This is a genomic window from Chitinophaga sp. W3I9 (genome assembly GCF_050434025.1).
Classification (GTDB): Bacteria; Bacteroidota; Bacteroidia; order Chitinophagales; family Chitinophagaceae; genus Chitinophaga.
In genome coordinates this window covers 7,275,475-7,293,051 of sequence record NZ_JBNPWC010000001.1, presented here as the reverse complement: position 1 = coordinate 7,293,051, position 17,577 = coordinate 7,275,475, and the positions used below count along the sequence as shown (strand labels likewise).

Below are 17,577 nucleotides of genomic sequence, written 5' to 3'. Positions count from 1 at the left end.
AATGCAATATGTTTAATCTCGATACCCTGGTAAGGGAAAACATAAAAAAACTGGTGCCTTATTCTACTGCCAGAGATGAATTCAAAGGAGAAGCATCCATCTTCCTGGATGCGAATGAAAATAATTTCGGATCCCCGTTGCCGGTGAATTACAACCGCTATCCCGATCCGATGCAATGGCAGCTCAAGTACAAAATTGCTGATATCAAAGGTGTGCCGCCGCAAAATATTTTTATTGGTCACGGCAGCGACGAAGCCATAGACGTGCTTTACCGCTCTTTTGTGAATCCGGGTGTGGATAACGTGATCCTTTGTCCGCCTACCTATGGCATGTACGAAGTAAGCGCGCACATCAACGATGCTATTATCCGCAAGGTAACGCTGACAGAGGATTTTCAGCTGGACATCCCGGCGTTGCAACAGGCCATAGATGCCAACACAAAGCTCATCTTCATCTGTTCTCCCAATAACCCTACCGGCAATTCTATCAACCGCTCGGACATAGAACTGTTGTTGAATAATTTTGATGGTATTGTGGTGATAGATGAAGCATATATCAATTTCTCCCGTCAGAAAACTTTTATACAGGAACTTACCGAATACCCTAACCTCGTGGTGATGCAAACACTGTCGAAGGCATGGGGATTGGCCGGACTCCGCATCGGGATGGCTTTTGCCAGTGAAGATATTGTGAACACCTTCAACAAGGTGAAGCCACCCTATAATATCAGCCAGGCCACCAATGAGCTGGCGCTCCAGGCATTGGAAAATGTAAGCCAGGTAAATGAATGGATCCGTGAAATAGTGATAGAACGCGACCTGCTTTCCGGGGCGCTGATCCAGTTGCCGGAAGTACTGCACATTTATCCCAGTGATGCGAGCTTTATCCTGGTGAAAACCACCGATGCAAAAGGCATCTACAATTATCTCATTGAACAGGGAATTGTAGTACGCGACCGTTCCAAAGTGGAACTGTGCATGGGCTGCCTGCGTATCACCATTGGCACGCCGGCCGAAAACCTGCGACTGCTGGAAGTATTGAAATCTTTTAACCTGAAAACAGCCACAACTGCATCTGCATGAAACGAGTGCTCTTTATAGACCGTGATGGTACCCTGATCAGGGAAGTGCCGCCAACTTACCAGATCGATAGCCTGGACAAAGTAGAGTTTTATCCCAAAGTATTTGTGAATATGGCGCGGATCGCCGCTGAGCTGGACTATGAGCTGGCAATGGTTACCAACCAGGACGGACTAGGTACTGCTTCCTTCCCGGAAGATACCTTCTGGCCTGCGCAGAACATGATCATGAAAGCGTTTGAAAACGAAGGGATCAAATTTGATGAGGTGTTTATTGACCGCTCTTTTCCCGCCGATAATGCGCCTACCCGCAAACCCCGCACGGGCATGCTCTCCAAATATCTCGATGGCAGCTACGACCTGGCCAATTCTTTTGTGATCGGCGATCGTATCACCGATGTGGAGCTGGCAAAAAACCTGGGCGCAAAAGCTATCTGGATGAATGAAGGCGTTGGTTTGGGAAGTGCCGAAATCAGCGATAACGCAGCTGCGCTGCAATCCGTGATTGCCCTCGAAACCACCGACTGGAACCGGATCTATGAGTTCCTGAAACTGGGATTAAGAACGGTAACGCATGTACGGAAAACCAATGAAACAGATATCAATATTGAACTGAACCTGGATGGAACCGGTAAAGCGGATATTCATACAGGGCTGGGTTTCTTTGATCATATGCTCGACCAGATTGCCCGCCATGGCGCTATAGACCTGAAGATCACCGCCAAAGGCGACCTGCATATTGATGAGCACCACACCATAGAAGATACGGGCATTGCCTTGGGAGAAGCCATTGCCAAAGGCTTAGGCGATAAACGCGGTATCGAAAGATACGGTTTCTGCCTGCCGATGGATGATTGCCTGGCCCAGGTGGGTATTGACTTTGGCGGCCGTAACTGGCTGGTATGGGACGCGGAGTTTAAGAGGGAAAAAATAGGGGAGATGCCTACCGAGATGTTCTATCATTTCTTCAAATCCTTCTCAGATGGCGCCAAAGCGAACCTGAACATTAAGGCAGAAGGCGAAAATGAACATCACAAGATAGAAGCCATCTTTAAAACCTTTGCCAAGTCTATTAAAATGGCGGTAAAGCGGAATCCGGCTAATATGCAGCTGCCTTCAACGAAGGGGGTACTGTAGCGGACGGGCGGCGCCTTCGGCGCCTTTTGTCTTTCTGCAGGATTACTGGATTAATCGTGATTGCACTGATTTTCCCGCCTTTTGTTTTAATATATTTTGGGGAGATAGGAGCGGATAAGATTAATTGATTGCAGAAGATATAAGCGTATTTCGCTTTTATCTCCATACAATAACTCCAACAAACTGTGGGAAAATCAGTGCAATCACGATTAATCCAGTAATCCTGCAGAAAGACAAAAGGTGCCGAAGGCACCGCCCCCCACAAAAAAAATTTGCATTTTCTAAAAAAATGTTTCATTTTTGTTCTCGCTATGCAAAATATCATTACAAACAAACATTGGTGGTGGCACGGAATCAATTCCTGATCTGTGTTACAGTGCCATGTTTCGTTTAGAAATATATTTGGAAGGCCCGCTGTTACACAGCGGGCCTTCCGCTTTTTCAGCCCTTCCCATTTTAAAAAAAACAAATACTTCACCCAATACATCATGCGTACCATCCAAGTAAAAACGAGATCCAAACAGATGCTGGCAGACATTTTCACGCCAGTGGGAATATATCTGCGGCTGCGCGATAAATTCCCGGGTTCTATCCTCCTCGAAAGCACTGACTACAGGGCCAGTGACAACAGTTATTCCTTTATTTGTGTGAAGCCCATTGCAGGTATCGAAGTTACTTCCACGTCGCACTTCGAATTTAAGTATCCCAACCTGCCCGTAGAAAAGAAAGAGCTGAAAAATAAGCAACAGGTGCTGGATGAAATGGAGCAGTTTCTCGGCAACTATTCTTTCTCCGGCAAACACCCGGTACCAATGGCACAGAGCCTCTTCGGGTATACCACTTTTGATGCCGTACAGTTCTTTGAAACCATTGAATTCAATAAAAAGAAACAAGAGGCCGGTAATACCATCCCGTTGATGCGTTACCGCTACTATCAATATGTAATAGCGATCAATCACTTTAAAGATGAACTTTATCTTTGTGAAAACCAGATAGACGGCATCGATAGTGAGTTTGAGCTACTGGAGTCGCTTATCCGGCACAAAGATTCCCCCGGGTATCCGTTTGCCACTACCGGGGAAGAGAAAAGCAATATGACGGACGCGGAATATATGCAGATGGTAGAACAGGGCAAACAACACTGCTTCCGCGGAGACGTTTTCCAGGTAGTACTTTCCCGAGCTTTCCAACAATCCTTCAAAGGCGATGAATTCAATGTTTACCGCGCGCTCCGCTCCATCAACCCCTCTCCTTATCTTTTCTTCTTCGATTACGGCGATTATAAATTAATGGGTTCCTCACCGGAAGCACAGATCGTGATTACAGATGGCAAAGCCACTATTCACCCCATTGCAGGTACTTTCCGCCGCACCGGGGATGATGAACAGGATAAACTGCTGGCCAATAAACTGCTGGAAGATCCGAAGGAAAACGCAGAACACGTGATGCTGGTAGACCTGGCCAGGAATGATCTCAGCAGAAACGCCACAGAAGTGGAAGTAGCTTCTTACAGACAGGTGCATTTCTATTCACATGTAATTCACCTGGTAAGCGAAGTAACCGGAAAGGTAGATCCGAAGCTGAATCCGTTCACGCTGCTGGCTTCTTCTTTCCCGGCAGGCACACTGTCCGGCGCACCAAAATACCGTGCCATGGAAATTATTGATCAGTATGAACCCACTGCACGTGGCTTCTACGGCGGTTGTATCGGCGCTGTTGGTTTCAACGGCAACTTCAACCATGCCATCATGATCCGCTCCATACTCAGTAAAATGAATACCCTGTACTACCAGGCCGGCGCCGGTGTGGTAGCAAAATCAGTAGCTTCTTCAGAACTGGAGGAAGTGAACAACAAACTCAATGCGTTAAAACAAGCCATTCTGCTGGCACAAAAAATTTAGTATGAACATCCTCGTTTTCGATAACTACGACTCCTTCACATACAACCTCGTTCATCTCGTGGAAAAAATCATCAACGGTAAAGTAACCGTAGTACGCAATGATGAAATTCCATTGGAGAAAGTAAATAACTACGATAAAATTATTTTATCGCCCGGCCCCGGTATTCCGGAAGAAGCTGGATTACTGCTGCCGCTGATTAAAGAATATGCGCCCACCAAATCCATCTTTGGCGTGTGTTTGGGGCAGCAAGCCATCGGACAGGCGTTTGGCGCTTCTCTCACCAACCTGAAGGAAGTATACCATGGCGTTGCTACCAACGTAAATATTATTAAGGAAGATGGACGGCTGTTTAACGGCTTACCACGACAAATACTGGCCGGCCGTTATCACTCCTGGGTAATTGATGAGTCTACCCTGCCTGCGGAACTGGTGATCACCGCCAAAGACGAAGATGGTTTTATTATGGCTGTACAGCATAACAAATACGATGTAAGTGGTGTGCAGTTCCACCCGGAAAGTGTGCTTACCCCGCAGGGAGAAAAGATTGTAAGAAACTGGTTAAGCCTGTAATAACAGCACGACACCCGTTTTAAAATTATCGAACACTCAATCAGCAAAATTCTTCCAAAAATGAAAAAGATTCTTAATTACCTTTTTGAACATAAAACTTTCAGCCGCGAAGCTGCCAAAGATATCCTGATCAGTATTTCCAAAGGCATGTTCAACGAAAGCGAACTGGCGGCTTTCATGACGGTATACCTGATGCGCAGCATCACCATCGATGAGTTGCTGGGCTTCCGCGACGCGCTGCTGGAACTCTGTGTACCGGTTAATCTCAACGGTTACGATGTACTGGACATTGTTGGTACCGGCGGGGATGCAAAAAATACTTTTAATATTTCTACCTTGTCGTGCTTTGTGGTAGCCGGCGCAGGGGCAAAAGTAGCTAAGCATGGCAACTATGGCGTGTCTTCTGTCAGTGGTGCTTCCAATGTAATGGAGCTGGTAGGGTATAAATTCAAGAATGACGATGCCAAACTGAGAACAGAGCTGGAGGATTCAGGGATCTGTTTTCTGCACGCACCACTGTTCCACCCGGCATTGAAACATGTAGCAGGCATCCGCCGCCAGCTGGGTATCCGTACGTTCTTTAACATGCTTGGTCCCCTTGTGAACCCGGCGCTGGCCAAACATCAGCTGATCGGTGTTTACAGCCTGGAAATGGCGAGGGTATACAACTACCTGTTCCAGCAAACGGACAAGCAGTTTGTGATTGTTCACAGCCTCGATGGATATGATGAAATATCCCTCACGGCAGATACCAAAGTGATTACCAATAAAGGTGAACAGGACTGGACCCCGGAGCAGCTGGGCAAACGTAAAGTTCACCAGGAAGATATTTACGGCGGTAACTCTACTGAAGAAGCCGCAAAGATCTTTATGAAGATCCTGAAAGGAGAAGGTACCTGGGCACAGAATTCCGTTGTTTTTGCCAACGCAGCAATGGGTTTGTACAGCCTCGGAACATATAATTCGTATGAAGATTGCTTCGCCGCCGCGGTAGAATCCCTGGAGTCGGGCAATGCACATAATGCGTTCAAAAAACTGATTGCTTTGCAGTCGTAGTACAGATAGTTTATCATGAAGAATATTTTAGCAGAAATTGTTGCTCATAAACACATCGAAGTAGCTGCCCGCAAATTGCAGCGCAGCGCGCAGGACCTGGAGCAGTCGCCGGCCTTCCCGAGGGAAACATTATCGCTCCGCCATTTCCTGCAGCAGCCGGAAAAAACGGGCATTATTGCGGAATTCAAACGGCGCTCTCCTTCGAAAGGAGTGATCAATGGCGATGTAACTGTTCAACAGGTAACTACCGCATACACCCGTTACGGCGCTTCCGGGCTGTCGGTGCTCACCGATGAAAAATATTTCGGTGGTTCTTCCGACGATCTGCAACAGGCGCGTAGCTTCAACCAGATCCCGATTCTGCGGAAAGATTTTGTGATAGATGAATACCAGATACTGGAGGCAAAGGCTATCGGGGCAGATGTAATACTCCTCATTGCAGAATGCCTGGATGCCGCACAGGTAGCACACCTGGCAGCTTTTGCACATAACCTCGGACTGGAAGTATTACTGGAAGTACATAGTGAAGCGCAACTGGAAAAAGTAACGGCACATACCCACCTGGTGGGCGTGAATAACCGCGATCTGATCACGTTCCAGGTAGACTTTAACCGTTCCTGTGAACTGGCGCCGAAGATTCCAGCGGATAAAGTGAAAGTGGCGGAAAGTGGTATCAATGACCCCGCTGCTATTGTAACACTGAAAGCCGCCGGATTCCAGGGATTCCTGATAGGCGAGCATTTCATGAAGCAGGAAGATCCCGCACGTGCCTTTGAAAATTTTGTACAAACACTCAGCGATCTGCAGCATAAATCATAACACGATGCGTATTAAAGTTTGCGGTATTACCAGGATAAATGATCTGCAGGCGCTGGCGGATAACGGCGTTGACTATGCAGGATTTATTTTTTACGAGAAGTCACCGCGTTTTGCCGGTAACAAAATAGATGCGAGATCGGTACGGGAAACCTCCGGCATCAAAAAGGCAGGGGTTTTTGTAAACGCGCCGCTGGAGCAGATCCAACGCACCGTGAGTGATTATGCACTGGACCTGGTGCAATTGCATGGTGATGAAACGCCGGAGTTTTGCGCTGCTGTCCGCACCTTCATCCCGGTGGTAAAAGCTTTTCGTATAGGTGATAACGTTAACTGGCAAACGGAAGTGGCGCCTTTTATACCGGTAACCGATTACTTTCTCTTCGATACCGCTTCCGTAAAAGGTTATGGCGGAACAGGCGAGCAATTCAACTGGGACCTGCTGAAAACGTACCCGTTTGATCATCCTTTCTTTTTGAGCGGCGGCATCAGTGCCGGCCAGGCAACAGAAATACAGGAGATGCAGTTGCCGGCGTTGTTTGCAGCAGATGTGAACAGTAAATTTGAGGACAGTCCGGGTGTGAAAAACATCGCGCTGGTAAAACAATTTGTGAAACAAATTCATTCATCAATAATAAAATAAACGGTCATGGATATTGCGATTAATACCGGCAACTCCAGGTATCAGGTGGATAAGAATGGCTATTATGGCAGATTTGGCGGGGCGTACATTCCCGAGATGCTGTATCCCAACGTAGAGGAATTACAGTCCAAATATCTCGGCATCCTCAGCGATCCCGGTTTTCAGCAGGACTTTGAAGCCCTGTTGCGGGATTATGTAGGAAGGCCTTCCCCTTTATATTTTGCCAAACGTTTGTCTGAAAAATATAAAGCGAAAATTTATCTTAAAAGAGAAGATCTGAATCATACCGGTGCACATAAAGTAAACAATACCATCGGGCAGATCCTGCTGGCGCAACGCCTGGGCAAACGCCGTATCATCGCTGAAACCGGCGCTGGTCAGCATGGCGTGGCCACGGCTACCGTATGCGCGCTCATGGGCATGGAGTGCGTGGTGTATATGGGCAGCATTGATATAGAAAGACAGGCGCCCAACGTAGCGCGGATGAAAATGCTGGGAGCCACCGTAGTGCCGGCCACCAGCGGCAGTAAAACCTTGAAAGATGCTACCAATGAAGCGATTCGCGACTGGATCAACAACCCGGTAGATACACATTATATTCTGGGCACCGCTGCAGGTCCGCATCCATATCCTGATATGGTGGCCCGCTTCCAGTCGGTGATCAGCGAAGAAATAAAAAAACAGCTGTTGGAGAAAACCGGCAGCGAGAATCCTGACTATGTCCTGGCTTGTATCGGTGGCGGCAGCAATGCAGCCGGCGCTTACTTCCATTACCTCGACAGGGAAGAGGTAAAACTGGTAGCCGTGGAAGCTGGCGGAAAGGGTGTACACAGCGGGTTTTCCGCAGCTACTACGCAGCTGGGCACCATTGGTATTATCCATGCCAGCAAAACATTGCTGATGCAAACCAACGACGGACAGATCGTGGAACCACATTCCATTTCCGCAGGACTCGATTATCCCGGCATCGGACCTATGCACGCCCATTTGTATGAATCGGGCCGCGCACAGTTCCTGTCGGCTACCGATGAAGAAGCCCTGGCGGCGGCTTATGAACTGAGCCTGCTGGAAGGAATTATTCCTGCTATGGAATCGGCTCACGCCCTGGCTAAACTGAAAGACCTGCCCCTGAATACAGATGATGTAGTGGTGGTATGCCTTTCCGGCCGCGGGGATAAAGATCTGGATACCTATATCCGTCACATGAATAAATAAATGGATTATGCAAAATCGTATTGATCAACTGTTTGCTGTTAAGCGGCACAACGTTTTAAATATATATTGTACGGCTGGCTTTCCGCAGTTAAATGACACCCTGCCTGTAATGACTGCATTACAGCAATATGGAGCGGACCTTATTGAGCTGGGCATGCCATTCTCCGATCCGCTGGCCGACGGGCCTGTTATCCAGGACAGCAGCACTAAAGCGTTGCAGAACGGCATGAGCCTGCACAAACTGTTTGAACAACTTACCGGTTTCAGGGACCGTATACAGGTGCCTGTTATCCTGATGGGATATTTTAACCCGGTATTAACTTACGGTGTGGAAGCCTTTTGCGCAAAATGTGCAGAAGTAGGTGTGGATGGTATCATTGTGCCGGACCTGCCAATGGCCGAATATGAAAATGAGTACAGACCAGTGTTTGAAAAATACAACCTGCACCTGATTTTCCTGGTGACACCGGAAACCAGTGAAGCACGGATCCGTAAAATAGACAGCCTGAGTAAAGGCTTTATTTATGCCGTATCTTCTTCTTCCACCACGGGGAAAGACAAGGATATGAAAGACCAGCAGGCTTATTTTGAGCGGCTGAAGCAGTTGCAGCTCACAAACCCTGTTTTAATTGGTTTTGGTATAAAAGATAAAGCTACTTTTGATACGGCATCTGCATATGCCAATGGCGCTATTATCGGCACTGCCTTTATCAGGGCCATTGAGCACAGTAAGAATATTGACGAAACGGTGAAAACGTTTATTTCGGGAATAATTCAGTAATAACATGAAAACGGTTATCATAAAATACAACGCCGGTAATATCCGCTCTGTGCAGTTTGCATTGGAGCGTTTAGGCGTAAACGGCACTGTTACGGATGATCACGAAGAGATCATGTCGGCCGATAAGGTGATTTTTCCCGGTGTGGGAGAAGCCAGCACGGCGATGCAGTACCTGAGAGAAAGAAAACTGGATGCCGTAATTGCCGGCCTGAAACAGCCGGTGCTGGGCATTTGCCTGGGTATGCAGCTGTTGTGTAAATATTCGGAAGAAAACGATACCAAATGCATCGGTGTATTTGATGTGGATGTGAAACGTTTTCAATCGCCGGTGGAAAACCTGCTGAAAATACCGCAGATCGGATGGAACAATATCACCGGTTTGCACAGCGTGGTGTTTGAACACGTACCGGAGAACTCCTATATGTACTTTGTGCATAGCTATTATGCGGCACTCGGGGCAGATACCGTGGCCATCACCAATTATGTGATCAACTACAGCGCTGCGTTGCAGAAGGATAATTTTTATGCAGTGCAGTTTCACCCGGAGAAATCAGCTATAGCAGGCGCCCGTATTATTGAAAACTTTTTGAACCTGTAAGATGAATATCCGGAAAATCAGCGCAGATGACACGCTGCAACTCCGCAGGGATGTGATGTATCCCAATGAGTCGCTGGAAGCCGTAAAAGTAGACCACGATGCAGATGGACTGCACTTCGGCGTTTTTGACCAGGGGCAACTGGTAACAGTAGTGTCCCTTTTCCTGGGCCGCGAAAGCGCGCAGTTCCGCAAACTGGCTACAGCGCCGGCTGCACAGGGGAAAGGCTTTGGTAAAGCGATACTGGCACATCTGGTGGACATCTGTAAAAAAGAAAAAATAAAACTGCTCTGGTGTAATGCCCGTGATACCGCAGTAACATTTTATGACAGGCTGGGCTATACGAAGAAAGGAGATTACTTTGTTAAGGGAGGAATCACTTTTGTGAGAATGGAACTGCCTTTGGATCAGCAAAACATGACAACTAAAAAATTTGAAGTTATACCTGCCATTGATATCATCGATGGTAAATGTGTAAGGCTTACCCAGGGTGATTACAACCAGCAGAAAGTGTACAACGAACATCCGCTCGAAGTGGCAAAGGAATTTGAAGCCATCGGCGTTCGCCGCCTTCACCTGGTAGACCTCGACGGCGCCAAGAAAGGAGCGGTGGTAAACTGGAAAGTGCTGGAGAGCATTGCCGGTAAAACCGGTTTGATAACAGATTTTGGCGGCGGTATTAAAACGGATAAAGACCTGGAGATTGTATTTCAAAGCGGTGCTGCATTGGCTACGATAGGCAGCGTAGCGGTGAAGCAACCGGAACTGTTTTTCAGTTGGGTGAAGCAATACGGAGCCGGTAAAATATTCCTGGGCGCCGATGTAAAAGAAGAAAAGATTGCAGTAGGTGGGTGGCTGGAAACAACGGAGTTGTCGGTATTCGATTTTCTGGAAAGCAATATCTCGCAGGGCGTCAGCAATATCTTTTGTACAGATATCGCTAAGGATGGTCTTTTACAGGGACCGTCTGTAGAGCTGTATAAAAAGATTATAGAACGCTTCCCGGATATTAACTTTGTGGCCAGCGGCGGCGTGAGTAATATTGAAGATGTGGCTGCCTTGCAGGAAATTGGCTGCAGTGGCGCTATCATCGGTAAAGCGATCTATGAAGGTAACATCTCCATGGATGCATTAAAAACATTCCTGTAAACTATTAGCACATGTTGACCAAACGCATCATACCATGCCTGGATATCAAAGACGGCCGTACCGTGAAAGGCATCAATTTTGAAAATATCCGCGATGCCGGCGACCCTGTTGAACTGGGAGCGTTGTATGCTTCACAGGGAGCTGATGAGCTGGTATTTCTGGATATAACGGCAACGAACGAACGGAGAAAGACGCTGGCGGAACTGGTAACGAATATTGCCCGTCATGTGAATATTCCTTTTACCGTGGGCGGGGGCATATCTTCCGTGGAAGATGTATACGTGCTGCTGCAATCCGGTGCGGATAAGATTTCGGTGAATACCTCTGCGTTTAAGGACCCTGCGCTGGTGGACAGGCTGGCCCGTGAATTTGGGAGTCAGTGTATAGTACTGGCTATTGACACCCGCTTTGAGGAGGGCGACTGGTATGTGTACCTGAATGGTGGCCGTGTGAAAACGGATATAAAGGCATTTGACTGGGCAAAAGAAGCGGTAGGCCGTGGTGCTGGTGAGATACTGCTCACTTCCATGAACAACGATGGCACCAAGAAAGGCTTTGCCCTGGATATTACCGGGCAGCTGGCACAGCACCTGAATGTACCTGTTATCGCTTCCGGCGGTGCTGGTACAATGGAACATTTTACCGATGTTTTTGAAAACGCACAGGCAGATGCCGCACTCGCAGCCAGCATCTTCCATTATAAAGAAATAGAAATTCCTGCGCTCAAAACTTTTCTTTATAACAAAGGAGTGAACGTAAGATTTTAAGTGATACCTGAAATAAATAAACAATGCAGATAGATTTTCAAAAGTCGCCCGATGGCCTCGTACCGGCCGTTATACAGGACGCCATCACCAATAAGGTGCTGATGCTTGGTTATATGAACCGGGAGTCGCTGGAGAAAACCGTTTTGGATGGCAAGGTGACTTTTTTCAGCCGCTCAAAAAACCGTTTGTGGACAAAAGGAGAAGAGAGTGGTAATTTCCTGATCGTAAAAGACCTTAAAGTAGATTGCGACCAGGATACGATTCTCATCAAAGCCAGTCCTGTAGGCCCGGTATGCCATACCGGCGCTGATACCTGCTGGGATGAAAAGAATGTAAGCAACGACTTTCTTTCTACCCTGGAGAACATTATTACCGACCGGAAAAATAATCCTTCCGATAAATCTTACACTGCCAGTCTTTTTGAAAAGGGCATCAACAAAATTGCACAGAAAGTAGGAGAGGAAGCGGTAGAAGTGGTCATTGAAGCCAAGGACAATAACGATGAGCTGTTCCTCAATGAATCCGCTGACCTGTTGTTCCATTACCTGATCCTTCTTCAGGCAAAGGGTTTCCAGCTGGCAGATGTTATATCGGTGTTAAAACAGCGCCACAAGTAGCTGCCGGCTTCGCCGGCTTTTAGATTGTCTTATTGCATGATTTAGTTGATTATACTGATTACCATGATTTTATTTTTATTTATTAGAGGTTGATAATTAACTTATAAGCTTGCTCATAAACAAAATCAAATCATGGTAATCAGTATAATCAACTAAATCATGCAATAAGACAATTTAGTGCTGGCGAAGCCGGCACCCCTCGCCATAAAAAAATCTCTTCGTATATTACACCCCACTAACTAATTAAAATAATTTGTAATGAAACAGATTTTACTGTTAGCCGCTGCGGTGTTGGTTTTCGCAGGTGTGAATGCCCAACAGGTGTCGGGTGTTGTGAGGGGAGGCAACGGCAAAACCATTTATCTTTTTGACGACCAGGATAATAACCCGGATGATTCGGTGGTGATAAAGAATGAGCAGTTCAGCTTCCGTGTAAAAAGTGGCAAGGAGCCAGCAGTGTATGCGTTGATCCTGCGGGATGTAAATTACCCGATGTTGTTTGTAACAGGGAATGAGCCTGTTCAGTTTACTACTTCCGTGGCTACTTATCCTATTGCTACTTCCGTGAAGGGAAATGCGAATACGCTGGCGATGCAGGAGTACCAGAAGGCATTTGAGCCTTTGATCAAACAGGCGCAGGAGCTGAACAACGAAGCAAAGCAGATTAACCCCGAGGATGAGCCAGGGAAGAATGCCTTCCGTAAGAAAGCGGAGACATTCAGCCGGGAGGTGGTGAACACTGGTAAGCAGTTTATTACCTCACATCCAAAGAGTATTGCCAGTATATGGCTGATGATGAATGAGCTGCGCAGCAGGCTGGAACCGGAGGAGTTCAGGCAATTGTTTGAATCACTGGATAAGTCGGTGCAGGAAAGTTCGTACGGACAAAGCGTAACCGCCTATGTAAAAAGTTTGAAAGCAAATGTGTTGAATGTGGCCGCCGACGATTTTTCGCAGGAGGATACCAAAGGGAATCCGGTAAAATTATCGTCTTTCCGTGGTAAGTACGTATTGGTTGATTTCTGGGCGAGCTGGTGTGGTCCCTGCCGCCAGGAGAATCCTAATGTAGTAAAGGCTTATAACAGGTTCAAGGATAAAAACTTCACCATTTTGGGCGTTTCGCTGGATGACAACCGTGATCGTTGGTTACGGGCTATCAGCCAGGATGGACTGGCCTGGACCCAGGTATCTGACCTGCGAGGCTGGGGCAATGAAGTAGCGGTGCAGTATGGCGTTCAGTCTATTCCCACCAACTTCCTGGTAGATCCTGCCGGGAAAATTATCGCCCGCAATCTCCGCGGGGAAGAGCTGGAGGCGAAGCTGGAGCAGTTGTTAAAATAGCCGCTTATCAAAATCAGGTTGCTAAAGAGCGGCGGATTTTACAAATTTGTTATTCGTAAAACAAAAACCAATGAAAAAAGCGATTATAGGTGTTGCCCTTTTAGTGCCGGGGTTCATGTTTGCCCAGGATAAGAAAGACGCAAGTGCAGGAAAACCTTATACTATACAGGGAACTCTTTCCCAGCAACAGAATCCGGCTACTGTTTATCTCAGGATGCGCAAGGGCGGTGAGAACTTCATGGACAGCGCGCAGATCAAGGACGGCAAATTTACCTTTAACGGAACTTTGGAAGAAGCCGGTTTGGCCAGCCTGATGCTGGTACAAAAAGGTTCAGAAAAGCCAATGTCGATGGGACGTGATATGCTGGCGGTTTTCCTGGATAAAGGCGTTATCACTATCAGCACTACTGATTCTATCAGCAAAGCTACTGTTACGGGCTCTAAAGCAAACGATGATTACAAAAATCTGAATGAACTGCTGAAAGATGTAAATGAGAAGGGTGCAGCTTTGCAGAAACAATACCGTGAACTTGCGAAGAATAAGGATGAAGAAGGGATTAAGAAACTTGAAGCAGCATATGATTCGTTAGATACAGAAGAGAAAAAAATTGAGAACGATTTTCTTTCTAAAAATACCAATTCTCCTATTGCGATGTTCCTGTTAAACCAGGTAGCCGGTTACGATATAAAACCTGCTGAAGTTACACCGCTGTTCAAGAAATTAAGTAAGGAAGCAAAGAATTCACCTTCAGGTAAAGAATTCTCCAAGCGTCTTGAGGCGGCCCGTAAAACGGCGGTTGGTCAGCCTGCTATTGAATTTGCCCAGGCAGATGCCAATGGTAAGGACATCAGCCTGTCGTCTTTCCGTGGCAAATATGTATTGGTTGATTTCTGGGCCAGCTGGTGCGGTCCCTGCCGTGCAGAAAACCCTAACGTGGTAAAGGCATACGATAAATTTAAGTCCAAAGGCTTTGAAATCCTCGGTGTTTCCCTGGATGACAAAAAAGACAAATGGCTGGCTGCTGTTGATGCAGATAAGCTCACCTGGACGCATGTTTCCGATCTGAAAGGCTGGAAGAATGCAGCAGCAGACCTTTACGGCGTGCGTGCCATCCCGCAGAATGTACTGATTGATCCTAAAGGAAAGATCGTAGCGAAAAACCTGCGTGGTGAGGAACTGGCCTCCAAGCTGGAAGAAATATTGAAGTAATAATTTCCTCTCCGGGAGAAAGTATATCAAGAGGTGCAGGGTTTATCCTTGCACCTCTTTCTTTTTTAAACAATTTTGCCTGCTAAGATCATTTATCTAAAAAAATATTTGTTTATCTACGAAACATTCGTAGATTTACGAAAGAATCGTAATTCAAAATATTCATTTGTATGGAAAAACTTACCCAGCAAGAAGAAACGGCCATGCTGGCTATCTGGAAAGTAGGGAAAGGTTTTGTGAAAGACTTCCTGGAAGCGCACAGCGCTCCGGCGCCGCCTTATACTACATTGGCTTCTACGATTAAGAACCTGGAGAAAAAGGGATTTGTGGAAAGCCGGAAAGTGGGTAACGTATATGAATATACGCCGGTTATGGAAGAAGCAGCTTATAAACAGAAGTTTATGAATGGCTTTGTAAAAGACTATTTCGAAAACTCCTACAAAGAGCTGGTGTCTTTTTTCGCGAAAGAGAAAAAGATCAGCCCGGATGAGTTAAAGGAAATTATCAACATGATAGAAAAAGGTAAATAATAAAATTACAGCCATGGTACCTGCTATTTTAATATACCTCTTAAAGGCAAATATCGCACTCACCTTATTTTTTCTCGCTTACCGCTTTGGTTTGCGCAGGCTTACCTTTTATACCGGGAACAGGTTGTTCCTGCTCACCGGTATTGTCTTTTCGTCCCTGTTTCCCTTAATTCCCATTGATGCGTTTGTAAACAGGCATGAAGTGCTGGCGGGCAACGTCATGACCTATGTTCCGGATCTGGCCGGCTGGCGGGCGCCTGCACCGGTGTTCACGATCTGGACACTACTGGTGTATATTTTCTGGGCAGGGGTATCTGTAATGGCTATACGTTTTTGTTTCCAGTTGTTATCCTTATGGAAGATACACCGGACCTCGCAACGCAGTGAAATAGCCGATATCCCGGTGCAGGTATTGCGGCAACCGGTGAATCCTTTTTCTTTTTTCCGGAATATCTATATCAATCCGGTACTTCATCAACCTGAGGAGCTGCCCGCCATACTGCGTCATGAAAAAGTGCATGTACAGCAGTGGCACAGCGTGGATGTGGTGTTAGGAGAACTTAATAACATTTTTTACTGGTTCAATCCCGGCGCATGGCTGATGAAAACAGCCATCCGTGAAAACCTGGAGTTTATAACAGACAGGTACCTGCTGAAGCAGGGTGTGGATAAAACCGCCTATCAATACAATTTAATTAAAGTAAGTGGGATCCCATATGCGACGGCCATCGCAAACAATTTCAATTTCTCACATCTAAAAAACAGGATCATCATGATGAACAGCAAAAAGTCATCACGTTATCAAATGGCGCGTTACCTGGTATTAGGACTGCTGGTAGGTGGAACCGTTTTGTCGCTCAATTACACCAAGGCGCCTTCCGTTAATCCTTTAGCCCTTGTTATCGTCAAGGACACTGTACCGCCATCTCCGCCGGCGCCACCACTTCCTCCACCTCCGCCGGCGCCACCTAAAATAAAGGTGGCTAAACCGACACCACCGGCAAAAGTAAAAGAAGTACCAGCGCCGGAAGTCAAACTGAGCGGTAGTATGACTCTTCGGGGAATAGACCCCGCCAATGCACCGCTCTATATAATTGATGGTAAAGTTGCGGAATCAATTGAAGGTATTGACCCTAACAGGATTGAAGCCATCAATGTGCTGAAAGACGGCTCTGCCACCTCGTTGTATGGCACACGTGAAAAGAACGGCGTAATTCTCGTTACTATGAAAGGCACAGAGACTGTGAAAGGCAAAGGTTCTGATGACAAGCTCTCAGAAGTTACGGTGGAAGGATACGGGGAAAAGAAAGGGGGCCGGCCCTTAGAAGGTAAAGTTATCGGACTCGGAAGCAACAATGCTTTTCCCGCTGATGCATTGATAGTAGTAGATGGGAAAAAAGTAACCCATGAAGAAGCCGCGGCCATACCGCCAGGCGTCATCCAGTCGGTAGATGTAGTGAAGGGCGGTAAAGCCGTTTATAAAGGCACACCGCAACCAGGAGGAATTATTTACATCAACACAAAAGCAAATGCGGACAAAAACACCCAATCGGGAATAAATGTGAAATCCGATACCAGCAACATAAAATAGAAAATAATAGCAACAGCAGAACAAAAAGCCACGGTCCGCCACCGTGGCATTTTTGTTTCTGCACAACATTATTCCGCAATAGCTGTTTATATAGGGTTAAGAACTCATTGCTTATGTTACAGAAAGGCGAAACTGCTCCCGATTTCACGCTGGATGCCACTCCTGAAAAGAAGGTGCATTTAAAAGACCTTCGCGGGAAAAATGTTATCCTGGCTTTTTACCCGGCCGACTGGAGCCCTGTATGCAGCGATCAGATGGCGTTGTATAACGAAATACTGCCCTATTTCGAAAAGTACAATGCGGTGTTGCTGGGTATTTCGGTAGATGGCGCCTGGTGTCATCAGGCATTTGCCAGCGCCCGCCAGATCCACTTCGACCTGCTTTCCGATTTTGAGCCGAAAGGCGCCGTTTCCATTGCTTACGGTGTATATGAAGAAAAGTTTGGGGTGAGTAAACGTGCCTTGTTTGTAATAGACGCCAACGGCATTATCCAGTGGAGCTATTTATCGCCGGTAAATGAAAACCCCGGTGCAGATGGTATCCTCGAAGCATTGGAAAACCTCAAAAATAAATAAGAT

At 46.7% G+C, this 17,577-nt stretch carries 18 protein-coding genes; all 18 read left to right on the top strand.

What is annotated here, in order from left to right; genetic code table 11:
* Positions 1 to 8 precede the first annotated feature (8 nt).
* Positions 9 to 1,082 carry a histidinol-phosphate transaminase gene (gene hisC, locus QFZ51_RS29540; RefSeq protein ID WP_429051040.1) on the top strand — a complete coding sequence of 358 codons (1,074 nt, stop codon included), beginning with the start codon at positions 9 to 11 and terminating at the stop codon, positions 1,080 to 1,082.
* The gene (gene hisB / locus QFZ51_RS29535) at positions 1,079 to 2,215 is read left to right on the top strand and encodes a bifunctional histidinol-phosphatase/imidazoleglycerol-phosphate dehydratase HisB (RefSeq protein ID WP_429051039.1); all 1,137 of its coding nucleotides are present in this window, start codon (positions 1,079 to 1,081) and stop codon (positions 2,213 to 2,215) included. Before hisC ends, hisB begins: the two co-directional genes overlap by 4 nt.
* Positions 2,216 to 2,703: 488 nt before the next feature.
* Entirely contained in the window at positions 2,704 to 4,116 is a 1,413-nt protein-coding gene (locus QFZ51_RS29530; RefSeq protein ID WP_429051038.1) for an anthranilate synthase component I family protein, read from the top strand.
* A gap of 1 nt (position 4,117) precedes the next feature.
* Positions 4,118 to 4,687 carry an anthranilate synthase component II gene (locus tag QFZ51_RS29525; protein WP_370912260.1) on the top strand — a complete coding sequence of 190 codons (570 nt, stop codon included), beginning with the start codon at positions 4,118 to 4,120 and terminating at the stop codon, positions 4,685 to 4,687.
* A gap of 60 nt (positions 4,688 to 4,747) precedes the next feature.
* Positions 4,748 to 5,743 (top strand): anthranilate phosphoribosyltransferase, encoded by a 996-nt coding sequence (trpD, locus tag QFZ51_RS29520; protein WP_370912261.1) that lies wholly within the window; start codon positions 4,748 to 4,750, stop codon positions 5,741 to 5,743.
* Positions 5,744 to 5,758: 15 nt separating this feature from the next.
* Positions 5,759 to 6,562 (top strand): indole-3-glycerol phosphate synthase TrpC, encoded by an 804-nt coding sequence (gene trpC / locus QFZ51_RS29515; RefSeq protein ID WP_429051037.1) that lies wholly within the window; start codon positions 5,759 to 5,761, stop codon positions 6,560 to 6,562.
* A 4-nt stretch (positions 6,563 to 6,566) separates the two neighbouring features.
* Positions 6,567 to 7,202 carry a phosphoribosylanthranilate isomerase gene (locus QFZ51_RS29510; protein WP_429051036.1) on the top strand — a complete coding sequence of 212 codons (636 nt, stop codon included), beginning with the start codon at positions 6,567 to 6,569 and terminating at the stop codon, positions 7,200 to 7,202.
* Between the two features lie 6 nt (positions 7,203 to 7,208).
* Positions 7,209 to 8,417 (top strand): tryptophan synthase subunit beta, encoded by a 1,209-nt coding sequence (trpB, locus tag QFZ51_RS29505; RefSeq protein WP_429051035.1) that lies wholly within the window; start codon positions 7,209 to 7,211, stop codon positions 8,415 to 8,417.
* A 7-nt stretch (positions 8,418 to 8,424) separates the two neighbouring features.
* Positions 8,425 to 9,198, top strand: coding sequence for a tryptophan synthase subunit alpha (gene trpA, locus QFZ51_RS29500; RefSeq protein ID WP_429051034.1), 774 nt, complete (start codon positions 8,425 to 8,427; stop codon positions 9,196 to 9,198).
* A gap of 4 nt (positions 9,199 to 9,202) precedes the next feature.
* Positions 9,203 to 9,796 (top strand): imidazole glycerol phosphate synthase subunit HisH, encoded by a 594-nt coding sequence (gene hisH / locus QFZ51_RS29495; RefSeq protein ID WP_370912266.1) that lies wholly within the window; start codon positions 9,203 to 9,205, stop codon positions 9,794 to 9,796.
* A 1-nt stretch (position 9,797) separates the two neighbouring features.
* Complete coding sequence (gene hisA / locus QFZ51_RS29490) at positions 9,798 to 10,943, top strand: 1-(5-phosphoribosyl)-5-[(5-phosphoribosylamino)methylideneamino]imidazole-4-carboxamide isomerase (protein ID WP_429051032.1); 1,146 nt, start codon at positions 9,798 to 9,800, stop codon at positions 10,941 to 10,943.
* An 11-nt stretch (positions 10,944 to 10,954) separates the two neighbouring features.
* Positions 10,955 to 11,710 carry an imidazole glycerol phosphate synthase subunit HisF gene (gene hisF, locus QFZ51_RS29485; RefSeq protein ID WP_429051030.1) on the top strand — a complete coding sequence of 252 codons (756 nt, stop codon included), beginning with the start codon at positions 10,955 to 10,957 and terminating at the stop codon, positions 11,708 to 11,710.
* Positions 11,711 to 11,733: 23 nt separating this feature from the next.
* On the top strand, positions 11,734 to 12,327 hold the full coding sequence (hisIE, locus tag QFZ51_RS29480; protein WP_429051028.1) for a bifunctional phosphoribosyl-AMP cyclohydrolase/phosphoribosyl-ATP diphosphatase HisIE: 594 nt from the start codon (positions 11,734 to 11,736) through the stop codon (positions 12,325 to 12,327).
* Between the two features lie 258 nt (positions 12,328 to 12,585).
* A complete protein-coding gene (locus QFZ51_RS29475) occupies positions 12,586 to 13,668 on the top strand; it encodes a redoxin domain-containing protein (protein ID WP_429051027.1) in 1,083 nt (360 codons plus the stop codon).
* A 70-nt stretch (positions 13,669 to 13,738) separates the two neighbouring features.
* Positions 13,739 to 14,878, top strand: a complete 1,140-nt coding sequence (locus QFZ51_RS29470; protein WP_429051026.1) for a redoxin domain-containing protein — start codon at positions 13,739 to 13,741, stop codon at positions 14,876 to 14,878.
* 170 nt (positions 14,879 to 15,048) lie between these two features.
* Complete coding sequence (locus QFZ51_RS29465; protein WP_370912272.1) at positions 15,049 to 15,408, top strand: BlaI/MecI/CopY family transcriptional regulator; 360 nt, start codon at positions 15,049 to 15,051, stop codon at positions 15,406 to 15,408.
* Between the two features lie 13 nt (positions 15,409 to 15,421).
* A complete protein-coding gene (locus QFZ51_RS29460; RefSeq protein ID WP_429051025.1) occupies positions 15,422 to 16,999 on the top strand; it encodes a TonB-dependent receptor plug domain-containing protein in 1,578 nt (525 codons plus the stop codon).
* Between the two features lie 113 nt (positions 17,000 to 17,112).
* Positions 17,113 to 17,574, top strand: a complete 462-nt coding sequence (locus QFZ51_RS29455; RefSeq protein ID WP_370912274.1) for a peroxiredoxin — start codon at positions 17,113 to 17,115, stop codon at positions 17,572 to 17,574.
* Positions 17,575 to 17,577 lie beyond the last annotated feature (3 nt).